This window comes from Aeromonas sp. R1-2 (assembly GCF_040908505.1).
Classification (GTDB): Bacteria; Pseudomonadota; Gammaproteobacteria; order Enterobacterales; family Aeromonadaceae; genus Aeromonas; species Aeromonas veronii.
Genome location: NZ_JBFODU010000043.1, coordinates 1 through 13,094, shown reverse-complemented (window position 1 = coordinate 13,094; position 13,094 = coordinate 1). Strand labels below are relative to the sequence as shown.

10 protein-coding genes and 1 pseudogene are annotated in these 13,094 nt (G+C 57.5%); 8 read left to right on the top strand and 3 right to left on the bottom strand.

Annotation, left to right across the window (positions count from 1 at the left end; genetic code table 11):
* Positions 1–113 precede the first annotated feature (113 nt).
* Positions 114–365 carry a YkgJ family cysteine cluster protein gene (locus AB5Y76_RS15520; RefSeq protein ID WP_005336384.1) on the bottom strand — a complete coding sequence of 84 codons (252 nt, stop codon included), beginning with the start codon at positions 363–365 and terminating at the stop codon, positions 114–116.
* Positions 366–499: 134 nt separating this feature from the next.
* Entirely contained in the window at positions 500–1,510 is a 1,011-nt protein-coding gene (gene glpX, locus AB5Y76_RS15515; protein ID WP_005336386.1) for a class II fructose-bisphosphatase, read from the bottom strand.
* Between the two features lie 221 nt (positions 1,511–1,731).
* Here glpX and AB5Y76_RS15510 point away from each other — a divergent pair, with 221 nt between their 5' ends.
* The 8 genes from AB5Y76_RS15510 (at position 1,732) to AB5Y76_RS15475 (ending at position 12,128) form a co-directional block, all read left to right on the top strand.
* A complete protein-coding gene (locus AB5Y76_RS15510; RefSeq protein ID WP_042079640.1) occupies positions 1,732–2,820 on the top strand; it encodes a porin in 1,089 nt (362 codons plus the stop codon).
* 120 nt (positions 2,821–2,940) lie between these two features.
* A complete protein-coding gene (locus AB5Y76_RS15505; RefSeq protein WP_263719264.1) occupies positions 2,941–3,861 on the top strand; it encodes an ABC transporter substrate-binding protein in 921 nt (306 codons plus the stop codon).
* A 33-nt stretch (positions 3,862–3,894) separates the two neighbouring features.
* Positions 3,895–4,773, top strand: coding sequence for a DMT family transporter (locus AB5Y76_RS15500; protein ID WP_318528179.1), 879 nt, complete (start codon positions 3,895–3,897; stop codon positions 4,771–4,773).
* A gap of 435 nt (positions 4,774–5,208) precedes the next feature.
* Positions 5,209–6,675, top strand: coding sequence for a glutamate/gamma-aminobutyrate family transporter YjeM (yjeM, locus tag AB5Y76_RS15495; protein WP_263719266.1), 1,467 nt, complete (start codon positions 5,209–5,211; stop codon positions 6,673–6,675).
* 259 nt (positions 6,676–6,934) lie between these two features.
* On the top strand, positions 6,935–7,846 hold the full coding sequence (gene pbpG / locus AB5Y76_RS15490) for a D-alanyl-D-alanine endopeptidase (RefSeq protein WP_263719267.1): 912 nt from the start codon (positions 6,935–6,937) through the stop codon (positions 7,844–7,846).
* A gap of 223 nt (positions 7,847–8,069) precedes the next feature.
* Positions 8,070–9,107 (top strand): acyltransferase, encoded by a 1,038-nt coding sequence (locus AB5Y76_RS15485; protein WP_263719268.1) that lies wholly within the window; start codon positions 8,070–8,072, stop codon positions 9,105–9,107.
* Between the two features lie 294 nt (positions 9,108–9,401).
* A complete protein-coding gene (locus AB5Y76_RS15480) occupies positions 9,402–11,441 on the top strand; it encodes a TonB-dependent siderophore receptor (protein WP_263719270.1) in 2,040 nt (679 codons plus the stop codon).
* 63 nt (positions 11,442–11,504) lie between these two features.
* Positions 11,505–12,128 (top strand): PepSY-associated TM helix domain-containing protein, encoded by a 624-nt coding sequence (locus tag AB5Y76_RS15475; RefSeq protein ID WP_263719269.1) that lies wholly within the window; start codon positions 11,505–11,507, stop codon positions 12,126–12,128.
* Positions 12,129–12,583: 455 nt separating this feature from the next.
* On the opposite strand, the pseudogene AB5Y76_RS15470 reads toward AB5Y76_RS15475, so the two are convergent.
* Positions 12,584–13,094, bottom strand: a pseudogene (locus AB5Y76_RS15470) (IS630-like element ISAhy2 family transposase); the annotation flags it as partial.

The window sequence follows — 13,094 nt, the reverse complement described above, 5'->3', positions numbered from 1 at the left end:
TGCGTTGAAATACAGAACCCCCGATGCGGTACATAGGGGGTTCTGAGTGGAGAAATGCTAGTTGAAAATGTGTAAACCTATTTCAGGACTAGACACTCTTCGCCCTGCACTCGTCAGGTGGTGAGCCGCTCCAGCTCGCCGATCAGCCAGATGGCCTCGGCGCGATGGCTGCCGCACACATCCATCATGGGGCGGAAACCGCCGCACACCGCTGGCCGCTCCGGTTGACCGAAAATCTTGCAGCCAAGGGCGCTATCGAGCTGGATACAGGGGACGCCAGCCGGTTTGCCATCTGGCATACCGGGAATGGCACTGCTGATACTGGGGGCGATGCAACAGGCAGCACAGCCGCTACGACACTCCATAGACTCCACTCCTTTGGGACGGTCTGAGCCACCATAACCGAAGCGGCGGCACAAACGTAGCTGGCGCACAACAAAAAGCCCGACCGCACGGGCGATCGGGCTTCAGACAACACGGGAAGTTCAGCGAGCCATCATCACAGGATGATGTCGCGTACCACGCTGTCTTTGCGTTCCAAGTAATGGATCGACTTGATACGGCGAATGGTACGGGATTTACCACGGATCAACAGAGTCTCGGTGGTCGCCATCACGCCATCGCTGGTGATGCCATCCAGCAGATCACCCTTGGTGATGCCGGTGGCGGAGAAGATGACGTTGTCATTCTTCGCCATGTCTTCCAGCTTGAGCACCTTGTTGACATCGATGCCCAACGCTTCGCAGCGGGCAATTTCCTGCTCGCCCAGTGCTCGCACTTCCGGGCTGTCGCCCTTGACGCGGTGGCGCGGCACCAGACGGGCCTGCATGTCACCATCCAGCGCGCGGATCACCGCCGCGGAGATCACCCCTTCTGGTGCGCCGCCGATGCCATACAGCATGTCGACTTCGCTGTCCGGCAGACAGGTGAGGATGGAGGCGGCAACGTCACCATCAGGAATGGCGAACACCCGCACGCCCAGACCCTGCATCTCCTTGATTGCCTTGTCATGACGCGGCTTGGCCAGGGTAATGACGGTCAGACGGGAGAGCGGCTTGCCCAGCGCCTTGGCCACGGACTTCAGGTTCAGCTCGAGAGCCTGATCCAGGTCGATGGCGCCTTTGGCCTTGGGCCCGACGATCAGCTTTTCCATGTACATATCAGGCGCTTTCAGGAAAGAACCCTTGTCGCCCACCGCCAGCACGGCCAGCGCGTTGGCCTGCCCCATGGCAGTCATGCGGGTACCCTCGATGGGATCGACCGCGATATCCACCGCGTCGCCGTGTCCGGTACCGACCTTCTCGCCGATATAGAGCATCGGCGCTTCATCAATTTCACCTTCGCCGATCACAATCTCACCATCGATCTCGATCTGGTTGAGAATGTGGCGCATGGCCGCTACGGCCGCCCCATCAGCGATATTCTTGTCACCACGTCCGAGCCACTTGTAGCCAGCCAGTGCAGCCGCTTCCGTCACTCGGGAAAACTCGATTGCCAGTTCACGTCTCATCGCATATCCAACCTATGGAGCTCGAAAACGGGCTGCATTCTACCACAAGGGCAAACCTTTGCGCACAAAAGTAGCCGCTGAGAGCAAGAATGTAGCCAATTCATCCAATTGCAACCCAATTGCCATCGACTCTTCATCCAACTGTCACCCCGCTGTCATCCCCGCTGCCTAGCATGACCCCGTTTTCAAAACAAAAGCTTGCAACACCACAAGGGATTAAGATGAAAAAGCTGACTGTAGTGGCACTGGCTCTCACCGCAGCCTTCCAGGCTCAAGCCGTTGAAGTGTACAAAAATGACACCTCCATGCTGGATCTCTATGGCCGTATCTACGCCGGTCAATTCTTCGGTGACAAGAAGGAAGGGGTCGATACAACAAACCCGAATACTATCAATGGCACCAAGGATTACAGCGCCAAGCAAGGGGCAAACCAGTTTGTCCGTTTCGGTGCCAAGGCCGAGACCCAGATCCAGAGCGGTCTGAAGGCTCTGGCCCAGTACGAAGTCCAGATGTACATCAATGACAGCGAAAAGACCTTGGGTAAAGATGGAAGCACAGACAACCTGCGCACCCGTCTGGCCTTTGCCGGTGTCGGCGCTGACTGGGGTACTGTGACTTTCGGTCGCCAGAAAGGGGCCCCTGGCTTCCTGGCCGACTGGACTGATGTCTCCCTCTCCGACGGCTACGGCAACGAAGCGCTGGGCGCCAAGACCGACACCTTCGCCACCAACCGCGCCGGTTCCGTGCTGAAATACTCCGGCCTGTTCAATGGCTTCCAGTTTGATGCCAGCTACAAATTTGATGGCGGCCAAGAAGAAGACAAGAGCAGCAACAAGACCTCCGCAGCTGACCCAGCCTATGGTGCAGCCGTGGCTTACACCTTCCCGTTCAATCTGTCTTTGGGTACCGCCTACAACGTTGGCCAACGTCAGGAAAAGAATACCGAAGACGCCAAACTGTGGCTGATCTCTGCCAAGTTCGACAACAAGGCGGCCTATGCGGCTCTGAGCTATGCCGATGGCTCTGACTTTGTCCAAAGTGGCACCGACCATACCGGCTGGGAAGCCGCGCTGGGCTACAACTTCGAAAACGGCTTCGGTCTGATGGCCCTGTGGAACAAACAGGAGCAGGAAGTCACTGGCGGCAAGAAAACCGATGCCATTGACTACTACACACTGGGTGCCCAGTACAAATTCAACAAGAACCTGCGGGTGATTGGCGAGTACCGCATCAACAATCTGGACAGCGTTGCCGGCAAAGCGACTGCCAACAAGGATGACTTCCAGCTGGCTGCCCGCTACGACTTCTAATCGAGGTTTTGCGGATCCCAAAAGCGCGATGGCTTGCCATCGCGCTTTTTGCTGAGCGTCGCTCACGACCGGAGAAAGTGGCCTAGGCTCAACAGTAGATGTATCGCCGGAGAGATGATCATGGTCAGGCTGCCTTTCGTCCTGCTGTTGCTGCTGGCTCTTCCCGCTCACGCCCTCTCTATCGCCATGGTGCTGTGGCGCGGTGAAACCGCAGCCGAAGCGGGCTTTCGGGCAGAGCTGACCCGCCTTGGCTATCAGGCCACCATCACCACCTATAACGCCGATCAGGATCGTACAGCGCTGGCAACCATGCTGCGCCAGCAGATGCTGCCGAAACTGGCCGAATACGACTACATCTACACCTTTGGCACCACCGCCACCACCATGACCAAGAGTCTGGTGGCCAACCGCAAGCCTCTGATTTTCAATGTGGTTTCCGATCCGGTCGGGGCAGACATCCTCTCGGAAGACAAAGCCCAGAACAGCATGGTGGCCGGGGTAAGCAACATGGTGCCGATGGCACTGCAACTGGCCAACGCCAGCGAGCATCTGGCCACCGGAAAACGGCTGCTGCTACCCTTCAACCCCCGTGAGCAGAACACCCTGCTGGTGGCCGATATGTTGCTCAATGAAGCGAAACGCTATCAGTGGCAGATGGTCACCTGGCGAATGGCCCCTGACCCACGGCGGCTGGACAACGAACTGAAGCGGCTGCAACAGGATGCCAAAAACGACATCGTCTTTCTGGCCGCAGACAGCTATCTGCTCTCCATCGCCCCCCGTTTGCTGAATGCACTCAACGCAGCTGCCATCCCTACCATCTGCAGCGCCGAGCTGTTCGTCGAACACGGCTGCAGCGTTAGCACCATCAGCAGCTACGAGGCGCTGGGCAAGATGGCCGCCGGGATCATCCATCGCCATCAGCAGGGAACAGAGTTGCAGGATATTCCGCTGCAGACCGACCCCCATCCCAAACTGGTGCTGGGGCAGCTGGGTAACGCCACCACGCAGGAGGCGAACCCCGCAAAGCCGAAGCCTTGATAAAGATCTCGGCCAATCAGGCTCCGGGCGGGTATGCTGTTGACCCCCATCGCCCGAGAGTCCTTTCCCATGAGCACCACCGTCTTTTTTGCCGTTCTGCTGGCAGCCCTGCTTCACGCCAGCTGGAATGCGCTAGTCAAAATTGGCGAAGAGCGGCTGGTGGGCGTGTCACTGGTGGCGATCTTCTCAGGGCTTATCGCCGCCGTGGCGCTGCTGCCAATGGGGCTTCCCTCTGCTGCCGAGCTGCCCTGGCTCGGCCTCTCAGTCCTGCTCCATATCGGTTACTGCCTGTTTCTCAGTCATGCCTACAATCAGGGCGATTTTGGCCAGATCTATCCGCTGGCCCGTGGCAGTGCCCCGCTGCTCGCCATGGTGTTAAGTGCCATATTGCTGGGGGACTACCCCGGTTACGGCGGCATCGTCGGCGCCTGCGTGCTGATCATGGGGGTCTTGCTGATGGCCTGGCGAGGCGGGCAGCAGCGCCTTGACAGCAAAGCGGTTCGGGCGGCACTGATCACGGCCATGTTCACGGCGACCTATACCCTCTCGGATGGAGCCGGCGCCCGCGCAGGAGGTGAACCGGTACGCTACACCCTCTGGCTCTTTGCCTGCACCGGGCTGGCAATGCTGCTGGTGCTGATCGTCCACCAGAAACGCAACGCATGGCGCCAGATCCGTCAATATGCACTGGTTGGCGCTACCGGAGGTGCTATGTCACTGCTCGCCTACGGGATTGTTATCTGGGCCATGACCCAAGCCCCCATTGGCGTGGTCGCGGCTCTGCGCGAAAGCAGTGTGCTGTTTGCCATGCTGCTCTCGGTCTGGCTACTGAAAGAGCCGCTCGGGCGCATGCGGCTGACGGCGGCGGCCATTATCACTGGCGGCGTGCTGCTGACCCGGCTGGGAGGATAAGCGCTGTCGCCATTGGTGCGTATTTATCAGGCAGGATGGCGTAATTCACTCCGCCAAATATGCCGAATACCAATAATGGAAATAAGTGTCGGCCCGGGCGTAAATGTTTACATCCGCAACGTATCAATTAACTGGCAGGTCTGTTTATTTCAACCACAGCTTCATTCGGGAAACTTACCTGCCCAGCAGCATTAATGATAAAATCGTTCACAGTTAATTTTCGGCAACGCTGACCAATACCGCGCATGGCACAGACCATGCCGCTCCGCCCATACATTCATTGACCGCCTGACGGGTAAGCCAGCCCGGTCAGAGATGACCCGATCGCGCCCGTCACAGCAGGATGGCATGGCGCTACCGCGTTATTAATGGGTCCGGTTTCGTCTGTTTAATTTTTGATTATTTTAAATCCAGCACCATCAGGGAGTTTTTAATATGTCGGCAAAAAAGCTGAAGTTGGGCGCCTTTATATTGATGATATTAACATCGGTATTTGGCGTCACTAATATCGGGATCGGTTTTTACCGAATGGGATATGCCGCCATTCCGATGTTCGTGATCGGCGGACTGTTCTTCTTCATCCCGTTCATTTTGATGATGATCGAATTCGGCACCGGTTTTCGCAAAGAGGCAGGCGGTATCTTTACCTGGATGCGCCACTCGGTCTCGACCCGATTCGCCTTTATCGGTCTGACCATGTGGTTCGCCTCCTACGTCATCTGGATGTTTGGCAAGGCGCTCTCCATGTGGGTGCCCCTCTCCTTCATGCTGTTTGGCCGCGACATCACCGTCATCCCGGTCACCCTGGGCACCGGCATCGACTTTGGCCCCTTTATTCTGGGTGTGGTCGCCATCGCGCTGGTTGCCACCGTCACCAAGCTCATCACTCTGGGCAGCGCCCGCTTCGCCAAAGTGGCGGCCATCGGCGGCCTCTCCGTAGTGGCGCTCAACGTGTTGCTGCTGGTCGGTGGCGTCTTCACCTTCGCGGTGAGCGGCATGACTCTGCAGGAGCCCTTCACCCAGGCATCGCTGATGGCTTCTCCCAATGCCGCTTTCAACGACATCATCCCCTTCCTCGGCTTTATGGTGTTCGCCATCTTCGCCTACGGCGGGGTCGAGGCGATGGCCGGGGTGGCTGACGAGCTGGAAGATCCCGAACGCGACCTCAAGCGCGGCATCTTCCTCTCCGGCGCCTTTATCGTGCTCTGCTACATCATCGGCTTTCTGGCGGTCGGCTCCATCATGCGCTGGAGCGACTTCCCGGCCGAGGGGATCACCTCTCTCTCCGCCCTCTTCATCATCATGCTGGAGCTGGGGCGCCATCTCGGTGGCGAGTGGCTGGGACAGGTGTTCATGCGCTTTGCCGGATTGGGCATGTTCCTGAGCTATCTGGGTGCCTTTATCGCCCTCTCCTACGCGCCGCTGCGCCAGTTCATCACCGGCACCCCGAGCTACTTCTGGCCGGAGCGTTTCCAGCGCGAGAACGAGAATGGCGTGCGGATTGAAGCCCTCAAGGTGCAAGCCTGGGTGGTCTGTCTGTTCATTGCCGCCAAGTCCATCTTTACCCTGATCAACCCGGAAGGGGCCGCCGCCCTCTATGAGCTGATCATCACCATGACCAACGTCGGCATGACCCTGCCCTACATGTTCCTCATCTACGCCTGGTATCGCTATCGCAACAACCCGGCGCTGGGCAAGGACCTGATCTTCTTCAAGAGCGCGGGCTCGGTACTGCTTGCCACCATCATCAGCCTGATCCTGGTCGCCTTCGGCAACGTCTTTACCGTGGTCGCCCCCTTTATCTCCGGCGATATCTCCACCGGCGTCTGGACCATCATTGGCCCGCTGCTGTTCGTGGTGATCGCCATGCGCTTCAAGATCAAGCAGGAAGATGCCCACTAAACGGTAAGCAATGCTCCATGCCAATCGGGACTGTTCTGGTCCCGATTTTTTTAGCGCTGGCTTCCGCTCGCTATCACGACCAGCCCATAGTTTCAATGTAAAAAAAGACTCTATGGAGACCTGTTTTACGCTCTCTTCGCCGTCAAAGCACGCTCAACGCCGTAAATTATCAATATCAAGGTGAGAATGATTGTGAAGCGCCAGTTCACGACATATAACTTAGCGAGATATCCCTGTATTTCGTCCGGTAGAGCTGATCATGATGATGCGTTCCCTCCTTCCCCTGTTGCTTGGCGCAGTAATGCTGCCGGCCACTATGGACAGTGCCCATGCCAACCCCTTTTCCGCCAGCAGCAAGAGCAGCAGCGGCTTTCTCGAGCGACGGGATGTGCCCAACCTCAGCTCGGCCGCTTTCGTGGTGGCCAACCACAGAACCGGCGAGGTGATCTCCGAGCGCAACGGCAACCGGGTAATGCCCATCGCCTCTCTCACCAAGCTGATGACGGCGCTGGTAGTGCTGGATGCCAACCTGCGCCTCAACGAAATGCTCACCGTGACCAATGCCGACATCGACCGCATCAAGGGGACCGGCTCGCGCCTGGCTATCGGCTCCAGACTCAGCCGCGCCGAAATGCTCCATATCGCCCTGATGTCCTCTGAAAACCGCGCCGCCTCGGCGCTGGCCCGCCACTATCCCGGCGGCCAGCGCGCCTTCGTCGAGGCGATGAATGCCAAGGCCCGCATGCTGGGGATGTGGAATACCCGCTACGCCGACAGCACAGGGCTCAACCCGCGCAATGTCTCCACCGCACAGGATCTGGCCAAGCTGGCCGTCGCCGCTGCCGCGTATCCGCTGATCCGCCAGTACTCCACCGACGAGCAGAGTTATGTGCGCACCAACAAGCGCCAGTTGCACTACCTCAACTCCAACCGGTTGATCCGCGAAGGGCAATGGGAGTTCACTCTCTCCAAGACCGGTTATATCCGCGAAGCGGGCCGCTGTCTGGTGCTGGGCACCAAGGTCAATCGTGAGCCGGTGATCATGGTGCTGCTCAATGCCGAGACCACCAACGATCGGGTCGCCGATGCCAAGCGGATCAAAACATGGCTGGAGAGCTCGGGCAGAACCACCCTGGCAGCCAACCAGAGCAACATGCTGACTCACCAGTAAGCTCGAGATCCCCAACCAAGCGAGGCGCCCGCCTCGCTTTTTTTATCTGCATGAGCGCGCCCAAAAAATGGGATCCAGTTCCCGCTACAGGTAACACCTTCCGCCATCCCGTTACAAAACGTAACTACTCAACAGCGTGAATCACACTAATAGAATCAATTGGTTGTAACCTGGCAGCGAGAATTTTAGCGTGCCATCACAACCCCTGTAACGACGAGCCACCATGCGTATTTCCAGTATCGAGTGCGGGCGGGTACTGGCCATTCTGGCCGTGATGACCATTCATGTATCCCCCTTCGCCAATCCGTTCAATCCCGCCCTGTGGGGAAATGGATCCTGGCTCTGGCTGAGCGGCACCATCAACCAGCTATGCCGCTTTGCCGTGCCGCTGTTTTTCCTCTGTGCCGGTTACTTTCTGCAGCCGAGACTAAGCCGCGAAGCGCCGCTGACCGTTGCCTGGCGCTACTGCCACCCCTTGCTGCTGCTCTGGCTGGTGTGGAGTCTGGTCTACCTGCTGGTGCCGTTCAATCCGCTGGATGCCGTGCAACAGGGCTATCTGGCCTCCCTGCGCGGGCAGTGGCAATTCCAGCTCGGCGACCCCCTCAATGGCTGGCTGGTGGGCGGCATGATCCACCTCTGGTTCCTGCCAGCCCTGGTCATGGCGGTGGCCCTGCTGGCACTCTGTTACCGGCTTGGCAGACCATCGCTCGCCCTCTGGCTGGGTCTTGGCCTCTACCTGCTGGCGCTGCTGGGGGGCTCCTATGCCAAGCCGCTGCTGGGCGCCGAGTGGCCACTGCTCACCCGTAACGGCCCCTTCTTCTCCCTGCTGTTTGTGGCGCTCGGGGCCCTGCTACGCCAGCGTCAGTGGCAGCCCGATGCCCGCAACGGCTGGCAACTGCTGCTGGCGGGCGTGGCGCTCTATGGCTGTGAAGCCTGGGCGCTGCAGCACTTTGCCGCAGTGCCGCTCACCCGCCACGACTTCCTGCTCGGCTCCCTTCCCTGGGCTATCGGCCTGTTTGGCCTGCTGCTGGCCAACCCCGAGTGGGGCAAGGGCAGCTGGCTTGAACGTCAGGCTCCCAAAGTGCTCGGGATCTACTGCCTGCACATGATGCTGGTGGTCTGGCTCTTCGTATTCGGCCCGCAGGGCGCATCCATCCTGTGGGAGATCACCAAGGTGCCGCTGCTGCTGGGATCGTCTCTGCTGGCCTATCGCCTGCTGGCGGCCCAGCCCCTCACCCGCCGACTGCTGCGCACCCACTGAGTCCGATATCCGGCCCGTCCTATCGGGCCGGATACCTCTTCACGTTTAGCCCCTTTCTCTTCCGCTACGCCCTTTTTGCTCTCGCTTCATTACCGCAGTTTGCTGCAATGGTTCTGCTTTTCAGCCGCGCTTCCCCAACCGTAAAACCTGCCCCCACAGCCCCCCTCTATTTTCACCTTGCCAGGCAAATGAAAATCAATATCATTGGCATCCCGCTTAAGCGGGTCAGGCTAATTATAATTAAATCAATATGTTCGAGCCGTCAGGTCGACATCCAAAGAGTCAATATTGAATATGCAGCACCCTCACTTTCGCAGAACGCTGGTCTCGCTGGCACTGCTGGGCACCGGCTTCACTGCCCAGGCCACCGATGAAACCATGACTGTGGTTGGCAAACGCTCCCAGCATCAGGAAGTTGCCACCGCAACCCGTACCAATACGCCAGCCAAGCTGGTTCCCCAGACCATCGACAGCGTCAAGGTCAGCGAGCTGACCGCCTTTGGCCAACCCACATTGAGCGAAGCTCTGGTCGGCATTCCAGGTGTTGATGCAAGCGGTGATACCCGCTTCGACGGCGTCACAATCCGCGGCTTTAGCGCAGGCACGGATTTCTATCTCGACGGATTCCGCGACGACATGCAGTACACTCGGGATCTCGGCAATATCGAACGGGTAGAAGTGCTAAAGGGCCCGGCAGCAGTACTCTACGGACGTGGTAGCAGCGGCGGCATCATCAACCGCATCAGCAAAAAACCGCAGAAAGGGCAGGAGTCCAGCGTCACAGTACGCGTGGGCAGTTACGATTACCAACGCATGGCCGCAGACCTGAGCGCCGAGCCGAGCGAGGCGGTGCAACTACGACTCAACGTCGCTCAGGAAGACAACGACAGCTTCCGTAATGGCGTGCACGGCAGACGTACTATGGTGGCACCAGCCATGAACTGGGATATCACTGATCGATTGAGCTGGCTGCTGCAATACGAACGCAATGAATCGCACCGCACGCCGGACCGCGGTATCCCCGGTCTTAACGGTCGTCCAGCAGATGTGCCACGTGACGCCGTCTATAGCGATTTACGGCGCGACTACATCAACGATCTGGCACAGTCGGCACGTTCTCGCTTCACTTGGGATGTAAACGACGACTGGCAGGTGCGCCAGCAACTGAGCCTGATCGATCTCTCGAGCCAGTTCGACAATACCTACATCACCAAAATGAAGGGTGAGCAAATAACTCGAACTCGCTTTCAACAAGATTTGCAAACTCGCAATCTCGCCTCCAGTCTTGAGGTAGAAGGACACCTGCAGAGTGGCCCCATTGCCCACACCCTATTGGTCGGCACCGATCAGGGGTGGCAGGAGCGTTATCCCAAACTATGGAAAAGTCCTGAACTTGTATCTTTCAACCTTTACAACCCTGAGGCCCTACCGACCTATGACGGCAAGATGTCTCCCTACTCGGACAAGCGCAGTAAAGTGCGTAGCGCTGGCACCTATGTGCAGGACCAGCTGACTTTAGGCGACTGGCAACTATTACTGGGCCTGCGTTATGACCACTTCGAGGTCAATAGCCGTGATAACATCAAGAGTTCTGAAGAGACCATTACCAACAGTGCATTGAGCCCACGTGCCGGCTTGGTATGGAGCCCAGTAGAGGAGCACGCCCTCTATGTCTCCTACAGCAAGAGTTTTATGCCTAACGGCGGCGCCCTGATCGGTCTAAATGATGTTGGAAACAAAAACAACAACCTCGATCCCGAGTTCACTCGTCAATATGAAACTGGCGTTAAGAGCGACTGGCTGGATGGTCATCTGGCCACTACTCTGTCGTTCTACCGCCTCGAGATGTACAACAAGCGTCGTACAGACCCCAACGACAACAAAACAGTTCTCCTGACTGGCCTGCAACGTACCGACGGTATCGAACTCAGTACACGAGCTCAGCTGAACGACGAGGTTTATCTCCGCGGCGGCATAGCTCTGCAAGATGCAGAAATGGTGGAAGACTCCATCAATAAGGGTAATCGCCCAAGCAGCGTATCACGCCTAAATGGCGAACTGTTTGCCGGTTATCAGCAAGGAAAGCTCGGCTGGTTCAGCGAGAGCGGTGTTACCGCTGTGGGTGATCGCTTTGCTGACAATGCCAATACCACGGTGCTCCCCGGCTATGCTCGCGTTGATGCCAGAGCAGGTTATCGCTGGCAACATTGGGAAGCGCAGTTCGGTATGGAGAACCTGTTTGACACTCACTACTACGTAAGTGCTACCGGCGCCTCTCAGATCATGCCCGGCTCCCCACGGCAGGTTAATTTGACTACGTCCTACCGTTTTTGATCCAGTGACAACCACCCCGACTGGCCAGCCCTTGCTGGCCAGTTTTTTTATGAAGCAACCACGATGAAACGCAGAAGAGTTCCCCTTCACAACAACAAATGGGTACGCCGCCTCCATGCCTGGGCCGGTTTTTTTACCCTTGCCCTGATGCTGATGTACGGCATCACCGGTCTCTGGCTGCAACACCGTGCTGTGTTGCCCATCCCCGGCCCCCACACCGACAAATCGAGTGAAGAGATAGTGCTCAAGGCGCCGCTCGCCAGCCCGGAGCAGCTGAAAAGCCTGCTGCAACAGCGCTATCCCGATACCTTTGCCGACGGGCGAACCATGCTCACCCCGGCCCAGACCCTGCCCACCCCGAACGGCCCGCTCACCCTGCCCGCCAGGTGGGAGATGCGCGGCGTTACCCTCAGCCAGAGCGTGGCCGCCAGCTATGTTGAGGGTACCCTGCTGGTACGTACCGACCTGCAACTGGCCAACTTTGCCGCCAGCCTCAACCGGCTGCACCGCGGCATGGGTACCGGCCTCGGCTGGCAGCTGTTTGGCGATATCGCCGCCCTGGCCCTGCTGCTGCTCGCCCTCACCAGTCTGTTTATGTGGACCAAGCTGCACGGCACACCCAGAGCCATCATCGCGCTGACACTCGCTGGCACCCTCGGTACCCTGCTGTTTGCCCTGCTGGGATAGTGCGGCAACCATGTTCTGATGCAGCAAGGTTTGGAAAAAACCGCAATAGAGACAGGCCGCTGGCGGTGATGCCGTCAGCGGCTATATCAAGGAAATGAAATAACGGAGAGCGGGAAAAGAGAAGGGATACCAAGAGGTAACGGGAAGTACTGCCTGCTCAGCAGCAACGCACCAATGCGCAGGAACGCCAAAAAACAAAAGGCCATCATTTCTGATGGCCTTTTGTCATGAATTTGATGGTGCCCGGGGTCGGACTCGAACCGACACGGTTATTCACCGGCGGATTTTGAATCCAGAAACTGCGGTTTCCTAGAGATAGTACGACTCGTAAGCCATTGAATCAAGTGTGGTTTGGTTATTTCAGGTTGGTTAAAGTTGAGGTGGGTTTGCACACTTTGCACATTTTTACCCACCGAAATCACACGCCAACGACTAAATAACTGATCCTAATAGTGCTACACCTTCGCTGTGCCATAGCCATTCCCCGGGAAAGGAGACACGGTATCCATGAAGTGTTTCACTCGAGCCAGCAGGTTGGCCATCCTTCTGCATTGATGATTGCGCGTGATGGTTTCATGCAACTTGTGCCACAGCCGTTCTATGTGATTAACCCAAGGACTGTAAACTGGCTGGAATACCAGGCAGAACTTGGGATTCTTCTTCAACCATCGCTCGGTCTGCTTGCTTTTGTGAATGATGTAGTTATCGAGGATCAGCGTGATGGTTTTGGCTCGTCGGTAGTGGTGACGCAGCTTTTCCAGCATGGCGATAAACAGCGATGAGTTTTTCTTTATCCCGCTGACGTAAAGCACTCTTCCGTTGCCTGCATGGAGAACGCCTGCCAGGTAATGTTTGGCGTTCTGTCCCGGTGTGACAACCCGCTTTTGCTGCGCTCTGAACATCCAGTCGGCCCCAAATTTGGGATTGAGGTCTATATCGACTTCATCCTCATAAAACACCGGATTA

Bases quoted from the DNA above. Each gene is read 5' to 3' on its own strand.
- AB5Y76_RS15520 (WP_005336384.1), bottom strand. From the start codon at position 365: ATGGAGTGTCGTAGCGGCTGTGCTGCCTGTTGCATCGCCCCCAGTATC.
- glpX (WP_005336386.1), bottom strand. From the start codon at position 1,510: ATGAGACGTGAACTGGCAATCGAGTTTTCCCGAGTGACGGAAGCGGCT.
- AB5Y76_RS15510 (WP_042079640.1), top strand. From the start codon at position 1,732: ATGAAAAAGCTGACTGTAGTGGCACTGGCTCTCACCGCAGCCTTCCAG.
- AB5Y76_RS15505 (WP_263719264.1), top strand. From the start codon at position 2,941: ATGGTCAGGCTGCCTTTCGTCCTGCTGTTGCTGCTGGCTCTTCCCGCT.
- AB5Y76_RS15500 (WP_318528179.1), top strand. From the start codon at position 3,895: ATGCTGTTGACCCCCATCGCCCGAGAGTCCTTTCCCATGAGCACCACC.
- yjeM (WP_263719266.1), top strand. From the start codon at position 5,209: ATGTCGGCAAAAAAGCTGAAGTTGGGCGCCTTTATATTGATGATATTA.
- pbpG (WP_263719267.1), top strand. From the start codon at position 6,935: ATGATGATGCGTTCCCTCCTTCCCCTGTTGCTTGGCGCAGTAATGCTG.
- AB5Y76_RS15485 (WP_263719268.1), top strand. From the start codon at position 8,070: ATGCGTATTTCCAGTATCGAGTGCGGGCGGGTACTGGCCATTCTGGCC.
- AB5Y76_RS15480 (WP_263719270.1), top strand. From the start codon at position 9,402: ATGCAGCACCCTCACTTTCGCAGAACGCTGGTCTCGCTGGCACTGCTG.
- AB5Y76_RS15475 (WP_263719269.1), top strand. From the start codon at position 11,505: ATGAAACGCAGAAGAGTTCCCCTTCACAACAACAAATGGGTACGCCGC.